The 15,341-nt window shown below is 38.1% G+C and carries 9 protein-coding genes; 7 read left to right on the top strand and 2 right to left on the bottom strand.

The window, feature by feature from the left end; translation table 11 throughout:
* The first annotated feature begins 7 nt into the window (after positions 1-7).
* From H8S01_RS03100 to H8S01_RS03090, 3 genes are read left to right on the top strand one after another with little or no spacing between them, the layout of a single operon-like run.
* Positions 8-1,378, top strand: coding sequence for a glycoside-pentoside-hexuronide (GPH):cation symporter (locus tag H8S01_RS03100; RefSeq protein ID WP_186836147.1), 1,371 nt, complete (start codon positions 8-10; stop codon positions 1,376-1,378).
* A 23-nt stretch (positions 1,379-1,401) separates the two neighbouring features.
* On the top strand, positions 1,402-3,798 hold the full coding sequence (locus H8S01_RS03095) for an alpha-galactosidase (RefSeq protein ID WP_186836146.1): 2,397 nt from the start codon (positions 1,402-1,404) through the stop codon (positions 3,796-3,798).
* On the top strand, positions 3,779-5,071 hold the full coding sequence (locus H8S01_RS03090; protein WP_186836145.1) for a galactokinase: 1,293 nt from the start codon (positions 3,779-3,781) through the stop codon (positions 5,069-5,071). Before H8S01_RS03095 ends, H8S01_RS03090 begins: the two co-directional genes overlap by 20 nt.
* Positions 5,072-5,097: 26 nt before the next feature.
* Here the strand turns inward: H8S01_RS03090 and H8S01_RS03085 are convergent, their stop codons facing one another.
* Positions 5,098-6,420, bottom strand: coding sequence for a sodium-dependent transporter (locus tag H8S01_RS03085; protein WP_186836144.1), 1,323 nt, complete (start codon positions 6,418-6,420; stop codon positions 5,098-5,100).
* Between the two features lie 287 nt (positions 6,421-6,707).
* Between H8S01_RS03085 and clpB the strand changes: the two genes are divergently transcribed.
* Positions 6,708-9,305, top strand: a complete 2,598-nt coding sequence (gene clpB / locus H8S01_RS03080) for an ATP-dependent chaperone ClpB (protein ID WP_186836143.1) — start codon at positions 6,708-6,710, stop codon at positions 9,303-9,305.
* 80 nt (positions 9,306-9,385) lie between these two features.
* Here the strand turns inward: clpB and H8S01_RS03075 are convergent, their stop codons facing one another.
* Positions 9,386-9,565, bottom strand: a complete 180-nt coding sequence (locus H8S01_RS03075; protein ID WP_186836142.1) for a DUF4250 domain-containing protein — start codon at positions 9,563-9,565, stop codon at positions 9,386-9,388.
* A gap of 181 nt (positions 9,566-9,746) precedes the next feature.
* On the opposite strand from H8S01_RS03075, the gene H8S01_RS03070 reads away from it, so the two are divergent.
* From H8S01_RS03070 to ppdK, 3 genes are read left to right on the top strand one after another with little or no spacing between them, the layout of a single operon-like run.
* Positions 9,747-11,672 (top strand): BMP family ABC transporter substrate-binding protein, encoded by a 1,926-nt coding sequence (locus H8S01_RS03070; RefSeq protein WP_186836141.1) that lies wholly within the window; start codon positions 9,747-9,749, stop codon positions 11,670-11,672.
* Between the two features lie 24 nt (positions 11,673-11,696).
* A complete protein-coding gene (locus H8S01_RS03065; RefSeq protein ID WP_021866230.1) occupies positions 11,697-12,293 on the top strand; it encodes a metallophosphoesterase family protein in 597 nt (198 codons plus the stop codon).
* A 21-nt stretch (positions 12,294-12,314) separates the two neighbouring features.
* Positions 12,315-15,173 (top strand): pyruvate, phosphate dikinase, encoded by a 2,859-nt coding sequence (gene ppdK / locus H8S01_RS03060; RefSeq protein ID WP_186836140.1) that lies wholly within the window; start codon positions 12,315-12,317, stop codon positions 15,171-15,173.
* The last annotated feature ends 168 nt before the right edge of the window (positions 15,174-15,341 follow it).

Genomic DNA, 15,341 nt, shown 5'->3' with positions numbered 1-15,341 from the left:
GATGAGTATGGGGCTTAATAAAAAAGAAATGGCATCATATGGCATTGGTGCGGTTGGAAAAGACATGGTATATATGTTCTGTGCAAGTTATATTTTATATTATTATCAGGATATTCTTGGGGTTAGTGCGATTGCCATGGGAATTATTCTTATGGCTGCGAGAGTATTTGATGCATTTAATGATCCTGTGATGGGTGTGATAGTTGCAAAGACGAGAACACGCTGGGGAAAGTTCCGCCCGTGGCTTTTTGTGGGAACTGCACTTAATGCGGTAGTTTTATATCTTATGTTTGCTGCACCACCTGCATTAAACGGAAGCGGTCTTGTTGCATATGCAGCGGTTACATATATTTTATGGGGTGTTACATATACGATGATGGACATTCCGTACTGGTCAATGATTCCTGCATTTACGGAAGGAGGCAGGGAGCGGGAAAATATGTCTACAATGGCTCGTTCATGTGCAGGAGCAGGTTCTGCAATTGTTACAGTAATAACAATGCAGTGTGTTTATCTTCTTGGAAATGGAAATGAATATACAGGATTTAAGTGGTTTGCACTTATAATTTCAATATTGTTTTTTGTATCAATTCTTATAACTTGTGTTAATATAAAAGAAAAGTCTACGGTTAATGTTGAAAGTGTATCAGTAAAGCAGATGTTTAAGGCACTCGTACAGAATGACCAGGCAGTTGCTGTGGTTGTGACAATTGTGCTTATCAATGCCTCTGTATACATAACTTCAAATCTTGTAATTTACTTTTTTAAATATGACTTTGGTGGTGCCGATTGGTATAATGGATATACACTTTTTAACACATTCGGCGGTGCGGTTCAGATTCTGTCAATGATGGTTCTGTTTCCGCTTCTTAGAAAATTAATGAACACAATGAAAATATTCTATGTAAGTTTTGCAATGGCAATCACAGGATATATAGTGCTTCTAATACTTGTATTTACATCAATGTCAAGCGTATTTGTTTTATTTATACCTGCGTTTTTCATATTTGCGGCAAATGGAATGTTACTTGTACTGACTACGATTTTCCTTGCAAATACTGTAGATTATGGTGAACTTAAAAATAACAGGCGTGATGAGAGCGTGATTTTTTCTATGCAGACATTTGTTGTTAAACTGGCATCGGGTGTTGCGGCACTTGTAGTTTCAATCTGTCTGTCACTGAGCCATCTTAGCAGTAATACTGATGCAGATGCAGCTGTCACAACGGGCGGTTCGGTTGCAGGACTCAGAATGACAATGACTGTAATTCCTATAATCGGTCTTATTATTGCACTGATTTATTTTCACAAAAAATATATTCTTACAGACAAGAAAATGGAAGAGATTACAAAAGGCATTAAAGAGCGTAGAAACTGATTACTTATAAGGATGGATAAATTATGATTACTGCACAAAATGGCATTTATAAGCTTGATACAGATAATACATCATACATATTCAGGGAGTGCGAGAGCGGACATTTACAGCATCTGTATTATGGAAGAAAAATTCATGCGGATGCACAGGTTCTTTGCGAAAAACATGTTAGCATACCCGGAAATACTAATATATACAGTCCTGATTTTAATAATTTTTCACTTGAGGATATGTGCCTTGAAATGTCTTCATGGGGAAAGGGTGATATAAGGGAGCCGTTTATAGAAGTAAGCCATGCTGACGGAAGTAGTACATCTGATTTTTTATTTGAAAGTTCTAAGATTACATTGGGAAAAGAAGAATCAGAAACGCTTCCGGGCTCGTATGATGAAGATGGAAATGTCGGACATCTTACAGTTATTTTAAAAGATTCAAATTATAATCTGAAGCTGGAATTACACTATTATGTATATGAAAAATGTAATGTTATTACAAGAAGTGCAAAGTTTATAAATGAGAGTACAGATGATGTCAGATTAAAACGTCTTATGAGTATGCAGCTGGATTTTAATGATTCTGATTATGAACTTTCGTCTTTTAATGGTGCATGGATAAGAGAGATGAATAGGAATATTATCAGCCTAGAGGCTGGAAAATATGTCAATGAATCAGTTACGGGAACATCATCAAACCGTGCAAATCCGTTTGTTATGATTGCAAGACATAATACATCGGAGAATTTCGGAGAGTGTTTTGGATTTAATCTTATTTACAGCGGCAATCATTATGAGGCAGCACAGGTTAATTCTTATGGAAAGTTAAGAATTGTAACAGGGATTAATCCGTCATTATTTTCCTATAAAATCAGTGCCGGAGAAAGTTTTGAAACTGCTGAGGCAGTTATGACTTATGGATATGCTGGATTTAATTCAATGAGCCATAATATGCATGATTTTGTAAATAATAATATTATACGCGGCAAATGGAAAAATAGAGTGCGTCCCATATTGTTGAACAGCTGGGAGGCAGCATACTTTAATATTAATGAGAAAAAGCTTTTAAGACTAGCAAAAGCCGGAAAAGAAGCCGGCGTCGAGCTTTTTGTAATGGATGATGGCTGGTTTGGCGAAAGAAATGATGATACGTCATCGCTTGGGGACTGGACACCGAATGAAAAGAAACTTCCCGGTGGCATTAGGGAGATTGCGGATAAAATCAAAGCACTAGGGCTTGACTTTGGAATATGGGTTGAGCCTGAGATGGTTAATGTTAAGAGCCGGTTATATGAAAAACATCCGGAGTGGGTTGTTGATATTCCTGAAAAGCCACATTCAGAAGGCAGAAACCAGAGAATTCTTGACCTTTCAAATACTGAGGTTCAGGATTACATAATAGAGCAGATGAGCAATATTTTTTCATCGGCTGACATTTCCTATGTGAAATGGGATATGAACAGGATTTTCAGTGATTATTATTCAAAAAATCTCCCACCTGAAAGGCAGGGAGAGATGGCACACAGATATGTATGCGGATTGTACCATTGTATGAGAGAGCTTACAAAAAGATTTCCTGATATTTTATTTGAGGGCTGTTCAGCTGGCGGTAACAGGTTTGATCTTGGGATTCTTTGTTATTTTCCGCAAATCTGGGCAAGCGATAACACAGATGCACTTTGTCGTACACAGATTCAGTATAATTACAGTTATGGCTATCCGCTAAGCTGCATTTCAGCACATGTTTCGGCGAGTCCTAATCATCAGACATTAAGAAATATGCCGCTTGAGACAAGATTTGCTGTTGCGGCGTTTGGAAATCTCGGATATGAATTTAATCTATGTGATTTGCCAAAAGATGAATTTATGGCAGTTAAAGCTCAGATTGAATTGTATAAAAAATGGCGTGAAGTTATACAGTATGGTACTTTTTACCGCAGAGAATGTTTTGATAACAGAAATTCACGTAATCATGGTGTGCTTAATAACGGAGCTGGCAACAATGCTTCATGGTGCGTTGCATCAAAGGATATGAGCAAAGCTGTCGGGTTTACTATGCAGAAACTTGTCGTGCCTAATACACAATTCGCCTGTTTTTTTGCGAATGGCTTAAAGGACGATGCAGTATATCATTTTTACAACAGAAGGTTAAAGCATAATATTAAAGAGTTTGGGGAGCTTGTAAATATGGTTTCACCTGTTCACATAAAACAGGGCTCTCTTGTTCAGGAACTTGCCTCAAAATTTGTAAAACTGGATGGAGAGACAGAAGATTATACGGCTTACGGAGACACACTTATGTATGCTGGAGTTAAGTTAAAACAATCTTTTTCCGCTACAGGATACAGTGAAGATGTAAGGCTGTATCAGGATTTTGCTGCAAGATTGTATTTTATGGAGGAAGTAAATGCAGACGATAACGCTTGAAACAAATGAAAGATATAAGCATTTGGAAAAAGGATTTATTGAAAAATTCGGACATGCCACGGAATATGAAAATGGTGGAAATTGTACAATTCAGTTTTTTTCAGCACCGGGACGCAGTGAAATAATAGGAAATCATACCGACCACAACGGCGGCAAGGTGATAGCGGCAGCTATTGATATGGATACAATTGCGGCAGCGGCTCCAAATGAAACTGATATTATTAGAATTTACAGCGAGGGACATGAATATATTGAAGTTGACCTTAAATCTATCGCTGATTATGTTAATAACTATAATACAGATGCAAAAGTATGCTATTTATACGATGGCAGCAGATCGCTTGTTGCGGGAATATGTACGTATATTATGAAAAATGGATTTGATGTGGGCGGTTTTGATGCGTATGTGACAACGCAGGTTATCCCATCGGCGGGAGTAAGTTCATCGGCTTCGTATGAAATGCTTATATGTGCAATTATTAATTTTATATTTAATGATAATAAAATGACTGAAAATGACTGTGCAAAAGCAGGGCAGTACGCGGAAAATGAGTTCTGGCATAAGTCGTCAGGCCTTATGGACCAGATAACATGTGCTGTCGGTGGTGCCGTATATATGGATTTTTCTGATGAAAATGAAGTGAAGTTTACGAAGAAAAATCTTTCCTTTGAAAAATTCGGATACAGCCTTGTTATTGTAAATACAGGAAAAGGACATGCCGACTTGAGTGAAGAGTATTCGGCAATTCCTAAGGAAATGTTTTCGGTGGCAGAAGTGCTTGGATGTAAGCGTCTGTGTGAAACTAATATAGATGAATTAATGAAAGTGATTTTAAATCATGATAGTTACAATGACGCCGGTTCGATATTACACAGTGACAGAGCCGTGCTTCGTGCAATACATTTTTTTGAAGAAAATGAGCGTGTGGACAGAATGGCGGAAGCGATTGACAATGATGATTTTGATTTGATAAAAAGAATGATTGATGAATCAGGAAAATCTTCGTGGGAACTTCTGCAGAACTGTTACTGTCCAAATAACCCTTCAGAACAAAAAATTTCACTGGCATTGACACTTACAGGGCGTTTCCTCAAAGGAACGGACAGCGTATGCCGCGTACAAGGTGGAGGTTTCGCCGGAGTAATTATGTGCATACTGCCAGTGAAAGATGTTTATTCATATAAAGATTATATGGAACACATTTTCGGAAAAGGAAATGTGTATGTGGCATCAATAAGAAATTATGGTGCCGTAAAAGTCGAATTGGTATGATAAAATGTGTGCATGATGCAAATTTATTAACCAATTCCCCCGAACACGATTCCGAGTATTAAAACAAGAATACAGACAGGACAATAAATATATTTGCAGACAGGGTAAAACTTGTCTGTAAATTTATTTGTGTGTCCAAGATTCACCTGATTTTCTACATATTTCTTACCTAAAACCCAGAAGAACATTATTCCTGCGAGTCCTGCTCCGAGAGGGCAGATATAGATTGAAAGCACATCCATCCATTCGGATACAATTCCCTGTATACAAAGTGATACTATTAATGCGAATACTGCAATGACTGAGCATGATATTTTACGGTTTAACTTAAATTTTTCCTGAATTGTTGCAACAGGTGCTTCATACAGATTGATAAGTGATGAAAGTCCTGCCAAGAACACTGCAATAAAGAAAATAACTGCAATTATATAACCACCGGGCATTGATTTAAATAGTGCCGGAAGATATATAAATAAAAGTCCCGGACCGCCCTGGTTTAATCTTGCACCGGTTGTAGCCATTGCGGGAATAATAACGAGTGCCGCGAGCATTGCGGCGATTGTGTCAAATAATGCAACTCTGCCTGCCGCTTTTGGAATGTCTTCGTTATCAGAAAGGTATGAGCCGTAAATTAAAGTTCCGCTGCCTGCTACCGATAATGAGAAAAAAGCCTGACCAAGAGCATATACCCATGTCTTTGGTGAAAATAAATATTGTGTGTCTATTGTAAAAATGTATTTATATCCGTCTGCTGAACCGGGCTGGAAGAATACATAGATGCCAAGAATAATGAAAAGTACAAAAAATACAGGCATCATAATTTTGTTGGCTTTTTCAATTCCTCTTCCGACACCGAACATTAATATTCCAATGCCTGCTGCAAGTGCAAAAAACTGCCATAAATTATTGCCAAATGAAGATGCCATGTTTCCGAATTTTCCGGCAAAATCGGCTGTATCCTGAGGTGATAATGTTGAGCCTGTAAATGAGCCAATCATGTATTTTAAAATCCAGCCCATTACCACAGTGTATCCGATTGCCATTGCTAGCGAGCCGAGAACAGGAATAAGTCCGAGTATTTCGCCGAGCTTTCTTTTTCCTTTTGATTCGCAGGCAAGACCAAAAGCATCTATAGGACCTGATTTTGCAGCACGTCCTAAACTCATCTCACCGATTACGCCTGTGAAACCGATAAGTGCTACAAAGATTATGTATAACAGAAGATATGCACCGCCGCCATACATGGAAACGCGGGTAGGAAACATCCATATATTTCCCATTCCGACTGCAGAGCCTATACATGCAAGTATAAAGCCCCACTGATTGTTAAATGATTCTCTTTTTTTCATAAAGTTAAAAAGCCTCCCGATGTTTTTTAAATTAATAAACAATGTATTTACTATACAGTATCTTGATGTAAATGTAAAATACATATTTTAAAGCTTGAAACTGCGGGAAAAAGAAAGTCAAAGATTATAGTTTGTTTAGATACACAACCATTTGACGTGTAAAACTGCATAAATACTGTGTTTATATTTTTTTAATAAAATAATTAGCACTCACCTGTTGACAGTGCTAACAACGAGTGATATAACGTACTTGTAGTTAAGAAACAGACATCAAAGGAGGTTGTGTTATGAATATAAACAAATTTACTCAGAAGTCAATTGAAGCAGTAAACAATTGTGAGAAAATCGCTTACGATTATGGCAATCAGGAAATTGACCAGGAGCATTTTCTTTACAGCCTTATGACAATAGAAGACAGCCTTATTGCAAATCTCATTGAAAAAATGGATATCAATAAGGACACATTTATAAAAAATATCGAGACACTTCTTTCACAGAAGACAAAGGTTTCGGGAAATGTGAATCTTTATGTAAGTAATGATTTGAATAAGGTTCTTGTTAATGCAGAAGATGAGGCAAAAAGAATGGGTGATGCATATGTTTCAGTTGAGCATCTTATGCTTGCAATGATAGCAGCACCTAACAAAGCAATAAAACAGCTTTTTAAAACTTATGGAATTACAAGGGATAAGTTTTTATCAGTTCTTGCAACTGTTAGAGGTAATCAGTCAGTTAATTCCGATAATCCGGAAGCTACGTATGATACACTTAATAAATACGGACAGGATTTGGTTGAAAAGGCAAAGGAAGGAAAACTTGACCCTGTAATAGGCAGGGATAATGAGATTAGAAATGTAATCCGTATCCTTTCAAGAAAGACAAAGAACAATCCGGTTCTTATCGGTGAACCTGGTGTAGGTAAAACTGCAGTTGTCGAAGGACTTGCACAGCGAATTGTAAGAGGTGATGTTCCGGAAGGACTGAAGGATAAGAAGATATTTGCACTTGATATGGGTGCTCTTGTAGCAGGTGCAAAGTATCGTGGTGAATTTGAGGAGAGATTAAAAGCTGTTCTTGATGAGGTTAAGAAAAGCGAAGGCAGCATAATTCTTTTCATCGATGAAATCCATACAATAGTAGGTGCCGGTAAGACAGAAGGTTCTATGGATGCAGGCAATATGTTAAAACCTATGCTTGCAAGAGGTGAGCTTCACTGTATTGGTGCGACAACGCTTGATGAACATCGTCAGTATATTGAAAAAGACCCAGCACTTGAACGTCGTTTCCAGCCTGTTATGGTTGATGAACCTTCAGTAGAAGATACAATATCAATCCTTCGTGGTCTTAAAGACAGGTACGAAGTTTATCATGGTGTTAAGATTACAGATGGTGCGTTAGTTTCTGCTGCAACATTGTCTGACCGTTATATTTCAGAGCGTTACCTGCCTGATAAGGCTATTGACCTTGTCGATGAGGCATGTGCAATGATAAAGACAGAACTTGATTCAATGCCGGCTGAACTTGATGAATTGCAGCGTAAGATAATGCAGCTTGAAATTGAAGAGGCAGCTCTTAAAAAAGAGACAGACAATCTCAGCAAAGAGCGTCTGGATAATCTTGAAAAAGAATTGTCAGAACTTCGTTCACAATTTAACCAGCAGAAAGCAAAATGGGACAACGAAAAAGCAAGCGTTGATTCCATAAGCAAGATTAAGGAAGAATTAGACCAGTTAAATAACGAGATAGCAAAGGCAAAGAGAAATTATGACCTTGAAAAAGCCGCAGAACTTCAGTATGGTAAGCTTCCGGCATTGCAGAAGAAGTTAAATGAGGCAGAAGAAAAGGTTAAAAATAAGAATCTTGACCTTATACATGAGAGTGTAACAGAGGAAGAAATCGCTAAGATTATATCAAGATGGACAGGTATTCCGGTTGCAAAACTTTCTGAAACAGAGCGTCAGAAGACACTTCATCTTGAAGATGAACTTCACAAGCGTGTAGTAGGACAGGATGAAGGTGTTACAAAAGTAACAGAAGCTATTATTCGTTCTAAGGCAGGTATAAAAGATCCTACAAAGCCTATCGGTTCATTTATGTTTTTGGGACCTACTGGTGTCGGTAAGACAGAACTTGCAAAGGCACTGGCTCAGAGCCTGTTTGATGATGAAAATAACATTGTAAGACTTGATATGTCCGAGTATATGGAGAAGTATTCAGTATCCCGTCTTATAGGAGCACCTCCGGGATATGTAGGATATGACGAAGGTGGTCAGCTTACAGAGGCAGTACGTAGAAAACCATATTCCGTTGTTCTTTTTGATGAAGTCGAAAAAGCTCATCCTGATGTATTTAATGTGCTTTTACAGGTGCTTGATGATGGACGTATCACAGACTCACAGGGCAGAACTGTAGATTTTAAAAATACAATCATTATCATGACAAGTAATATCGGTTCAACATATCTTCTTGATGGTATTGATGAGAATGGTGGAATTAAGCCTGACGCCGAAAATCTTGTTATGCAGGATTTGAGGGCACATTTCAGACCTGAATTTCTTAATCGTCTTGATGAGATTATAATGTTTAAGCCTCTTACAAAGGCTAATATTGGTAATATTGTCGATTTGCTTATTGCAGATGTAAATAAGCGTCTTGCGGATAAGGAATTAAAGGTTGAGCTTACACCTGAGGCAAAGGAGTTTGTTGTATCGCATGGATTTGACCCGACATATGGTGCAAGACCACTTAAAAGATATATTCAGAAAACAGTTGAGACACTTGCAGCAAAGCTTATTCTTGCAGGTAATATCAGTACAGGTACGATACTGATTGATGTTGACGGAGATAAGCTTGAAGCTCGCAGCAAGGGTGAAGTACAGAAATAATAAAAATACAGCAGCAGCCAAATTCCGGTGTAAGCACAGATTTTGGTGTGTACGTGTAAATTAAATGACAGCCGTATGAATCAGATAAACTGATTTGTACGGCTGTCATATTCATAATCAATATTACTTAATGCAGATATTATATCTTTTTTATCTATCATAAATGATTTGCAGAATTCATCAAGTGATGAATAATTATCCCTCAGCTGCATATTTGTAAAAGAAAGCAGCATTACAGGGTCTTTTGGTAAAGTAGTCACAGTATCTCTCCTTATTGACGTTTTCCAATATATTTGCACATTTATTGAAAAAAGTAAAGAGTAATTTTGGTTGATAAAAGTTACAGGTCTGTTATAATACAAATATAAGAGTTAAACAATTAACAATGTATGGAGTTATATTTTTTGTTTGGTGCATTTTGGCACAAGAATGGAGATTGTTATGTCGGTTCAGGATTATATGTCAGCTTTAAAGCTGGGGAAAAAAGAGTATCATGCATGTGTCAATAAGGGAGCATATCCATATCTTCCGGTTCTTGAGAATCTTGTTTCAGATGATGAGATTGATTCTGAAGTAAGCCTTTCGGTTGACCAGATTCCGTTAAGGCTTGTTGTCGGAACATGTAATGCTTCAAGAACTAATGCATTTGCGGGCAATTTCATGCCGCTTCTTGACTGGGGAACGGAATTTTCTGCAAAATGGGCGAGTCTTAGTGACAGCCAGGTTAATGAAGGAATAAGAGACCCGATTAAAGTATATGAATATATGAACAAGTTTTATGTACTTGAAGGAAATAAACGTGTAAGTGTATTAAAGTATTTTAATGCAGTTACAGTCAATGCAGAAGTAATACGAAAGATTCCCAAAAAGTCAGATAATCCGGAAATTAAGATTTATTATGAATTTATGGAATTTTACAAATGCACAAGGCTCAATGATATATATTTCAGCGAAGTGGGAAGTTTTCCGTCACTTATGAAGCTTGTGGGAATTGAGCCGGATAAAAAGATGGATGAGGATGCCAAAAAAGATTTTGTGTCATGCTTTTTATCATTTAAGAATGCTTTTGATTCAAGAGGCGGCGACAGATTTGATTATCCGGTAGGAGACGCATTCCTGAGATTTATTCACATTTTCGGATATGATACAGTTAAAAAGATGACACCGTCAGATATGGCAAAGAATGTTGCAAAATCATGGGCTGAATTCGTATTGTTGTCAGAAGACAGTGCGGTTGATTTAAAGATGGACCCTACTGTAAATGAGCCTAAGAAAAACATTTTGAGTTATCTCCTTCCTAGGCCAGACAGCGGAAGCAAGAAACTGAAAGTAGGATTTATATATGAAAATACACCACAGGATTCGGAATGGTGTTATGCACATGAACTTGGAAGACAGTATATAGATGATACATTTGGTAAGCAGATAGAGACGATAAGCATTACTAATGTCAAGCCGGAAAAAGATGATGAGCACGCTATTGAGATGATGATAAAAAATGGTGCAGACCTTATATTTGTCACATCTCCGGCAATGACAATAGCAAGTGTAAAGATGGCGATTGCACATCCGGATGTAAAGATTCTTAACTGTTCGCTCAATACATCGCATAAGTATATAAGGACATATTATGCGAGAATGTATGAAGCAAAGTTTCTTACAGGGGTTCTTGCAGGAGCACTGGCAACACAGAATAAGATTGGATATGTTGCACAGTATCCTGTTTATGGTACAGTTGCTAATATTAATGCATTTGCACTTGGAGCGAAGTTTGTTAATCCAAGAGCGAAGATTTATCTGAAATGGTCGTCTGTAAAAGGTATCAATATTGAAGAAGAATTCAAGAAAGAAGATATTCACTATATTTCTGACCAGGATATGATAACACCACAGTGTGGTTCAAGACGTTTTGGATTATATAATAATGAAGGCGTCGGCAACAGACAACATATAGCAATGCCTGTATGGCACTGGGGTGTATTTTATGAAAAGCTTATACAGAGCATACTCGGCGGCTCATGGAAGAAAGATGAGGATTCTGACAGCGGCAGGGCTCTTAATTACTGGTGGGGCATGTCATCGGGAGTTGTTGATTTGATCTGTTCTAACAAAGTTCCGGTAGAGACAAGAAGACTGGTTGAACTATTTAGAAAAGTTATCTGTAACAATGAATTTGAACCATTTTCTGATGAGTTATATGACCAGAACCGACATCTTCAGAATAAAAAGGGACATGAGATGAGCCCGGAGGACATTATCACAATGGATTGGCTTCTTGATAATGTAGTTGGTGATATTCCTGCAATTGATGAGCTTGATGAAAGTGCAAGAGCAATAATGGTAAGTCAGGGAATTACGAGAGAATAAACATAAGTTGGGATTGAGTTGATTATGAGAATACTTGTATTAGCAGATGTTGAGTCTAAATATTTATGGGATTATTTTGAAAAGGAAAAGCTGGATGGAATTGATCTTATACTGTCTTGTGGCGATTTAAAACCGCAATATCTGTCATTTCTTGCTTCATTTTCAAAGGTGCCTATTCTTTATGTTCATGGCAATCATGATGACTGCTATGAGATTGCACCACCTGATGGATGCATCTGTATTGAAAATAAGATTTATGTATACCGTGGAGTCCGTATTATGGGGCTTGGAGGTTCTATAAGATATAATAACGGTAAGAATCAGTATACGCAGGCACAGATGAAACAGAGGGTAAGAAAAATGTGGCTTTCAATAAAGAGACATAAAGGAATTGATATCCTGCTTACACATTCACCGGCGGCCGGAGTTAATGATGGTGAAGATCATGTTCATAAAGGATTTGACGCTTTTGTTGATATATTGGACGAATATCAGCCAAAATATTTTATACATGGTCATGTTCATAAGAGTTATAGCAATGGTTTTAAGAGAGAGGACAAATATAAAAATACAGTTGTTATAAATGGCTACGACAGGTATATAATTGACGTAGACATATAAAAATATAAGGAGGGACACTATATGGCAAAATGGGTTTACAAATTTTCAGAAGGAAATGCTTCAATGAGGAACCTGCTCGGCGGAAAAGGTGCTAATCTTGCCGAGATGACAGGACTTGGAATGCCTATACCACAAGGATTTACTGTAACAACGGAGGCTTGTACGGATTATTATGCAAGCAGCAGAAAAATCAGGGAAGAAATCGTAAACCAGATTTTTGATGCAGTTTCTTGGCTGGAGGAGATTAATGGTAAGAAGTTCGGTGATACACAAGAACCTCTGCTTGTTTCAGTGCGTTCAGGTGCAAGAGCTTCAATGCCGGGTATGATGGATACTATTCTTAATCTCGGACTTAATGATGAATCTGTTGAAGGATTTGCTAAAAAGACCGGAAATGCAAGATTTGCGTACGATTCTTACAGAAGATTTATCCAGATGTTTTCAGATGTTGTAATGGAAGTTCCTAAGTCATATTTTGAAAAAATCATTGATGAGATTAAGGAAAAGAGAGGAATAAAGTACGATACTGAACTTACAGAGGATGATTTAAAAGAGCTTATTGTAAGATTCAAGCAGGTTTACAAGGAAAATAAAAATCAGGATTTTCCACAGGAGCCAAAGGAACAGCTTATAGAGGCTGTTAAGGCAGTATTCCGTTCATGGGATAATCCGAGAGCCATTGTATACAGAAGAATGAATGATATTCCGGGTGACTGGGGTACTGCTGTTAATGTTCAGACAATGGTATTTGGAAATAAGGGCATGACATCAGGAACAGGTGTTGCATTTACAAGGAATCCGTCTACGGGTGAAAAAGGTATATATGGCGAATATCTTATCAATGCACAAGGTGAGGATGTTGTCGCAGGTGTCCGTACACCACAGCCGATTTCCAAGCTTGAAGAGGACCTTCCGGAATGTTATAAGCAATTTATGGAACTTGCATTAAAACTTGAAAATCATTATCGTGATATGCAGGATATGGAATTTACCATTGAAGAAGGTAAGCTGTATTTTCTCCAGACAAGAAATGGCAAGCGTACAGCTCAGGCAGCAATTAAGATTGCATGTGATCTGGTAGATGAAAATATGATAACTCCGCAGGAAGCTGTTATGAGAATTGATGCAAAGTCACTTGATCAGCTGCTTCATCCGACTTTTGATGAGGAGTCATTAAAAGCCGGAAATGTGGTTGGTGAGGCATTGCCTGCATCACCGGGAGCTGCTGCCGGAAAGATTTTATTTACAGCTGATGAGGCAAAAGAAGAAGGTATCGGAGGAAAAGGTGAGCGTGTAATTCTTGTAAGACTTGAGACATCACCTGAAGATATAGAAGGTATGCATGCTTCACAGGGTATTCTTACTGTGCGTGGCGGCATGACTTCACATGCTGCTGTAGTTGCCAGAGGAATGGGAACATGCTGTGTTTCAGGATGCTCTGATATTGTGATTGATGAAGAAAAAGAAGTATTTACACTTGGAGGAGAAGAATTCCACAAGGGTGATTATATTTCTCTTGACGGAACAACAGGCAAGATTTATAAGGGCGACATTAAGACAGTAGAAGCAACTGTAAGCGGTAATTTTGAAAGAATTATGAATTGGGCAGATGAGTACAGAAAGCTTGGTGTCCGCACAAATGCAGATACACCTAAGGATACGCTCAATGCTGTAAAACTTGGAGCGGAAGGAATCGGACTGTGCCGTACTGAGCATATGTTCTTTGAACCTGACAGAATACCTAAGATTCGTAAGATGATTCTTTCAAAGACTGTTGAGGGAAGAAAAGAGGCTCTTAATGAACTTCTCGTCTTCCAGAAGGCGGACTTTAAAGCCATGTATGAGGCGTTGGAAGGAAAGCCGATGACGGTTCGTTACCTTGACCCGCCACTTCATGAATTTCTGCCTACTGCAGAAGAGGATATTAAGGCACTTGCCGAAGATATGAATATTTCGGTTGATGAGATAAAAGCAACATGTGATGCACTTCATGAATTTAATCCTATGATGGGACACAGAGGCTGTCGTCTTGCAGTGACATATCCTGAGATTGCCGAAATGCAGACAAGGGCAGTTATGGAAGCAGCAATTGAAGTCCATGAAGAAAAAGGATATAATATTGTACCGGAGATTATGATTCCGCTTGTAGGTGAGAAAAAAGAATTAAAGTTTGTAAAAGATATTGTTGTAAATACTGCAGAGGCTGTTAAAGCTGAAAAGAATTCAGCTATGCATTACAAAATCGGAACAATGATTGAGATTCCAAGAGCTGCACTTCTTGCAGATGAGATTGCAAGTGAGGCTGAATTTTTCTCATTCGGAACAAATGACCTTACGCAGATGACATTCGGATTTTCAAGAGATGACGCTGGCAAATTCCTTGACTCATATTATAAGAATAAGATATATGAATCAGACCCATTTGCACGTCTTGACAAAAACGGTGTCGGACAGCTTGTAAAAATGGCAGTTGAAAAAGGAAGAAGTGTACGTCCTGATTTGAAATGCGGTATATGCGGTGAGCATGGCGGAGACCCTTCAAGTATTGAATTCTGTCATCAGGCAGGACTTGACTATGTAAGCTGCTCTCCATTCAGAGTTCCTATTGCAAGACTTGCAGCAGCACAGGCTGCACTGACATATCCGGAGTGTAGACAGTCATGTAAGAGTTCCGATATTGATATGGATGAAATTAAGGAAAAAGCTAAAAAGGCAGCAGGAGAGGCTGCCAAGGTCGGAAAAGAAGTTGCTAAGGAAGCAGTCAAGGCAGGAAAAGAAGCTGCAAGAGTCGGCAAGGAAGTTGCGAAAGCTGCAGTTGCCGGAATTAAAGCCGGAGTTGCCGAAGGCAGAAAGGCTTATGAAGAAAATAAGAAAAAATAATTAAAAGTCTGTCATTAAACAAGGCTTTGGCGACTGTCATGATATCCTATAATCAACAAAAAATCGCACCTGCATAAAATTGCAGGTGCGATAATTTTTTAATATTAACGAGTCCTGTGCAGCTTACGGGCGGAACAATTCTTTTCTGCTTGACATAATCATCATAAT

The sequence above is a fragment of the Lachnospira hominis (ex Liu et al. 2021) genome (assembly GCF_014287955.1).
In the GTDB taxonomy this organism is placed as follows: Bacteria; Bacillota; Clostridia; order Lachnospirales; family Lachnospiraceae; genus Lachnospira; species Lachnospira hominis.
Note: the sequence above shows the minus strand (reverse complement) of the source record. Positions and strands in the feature narration are given on the sequence as shown.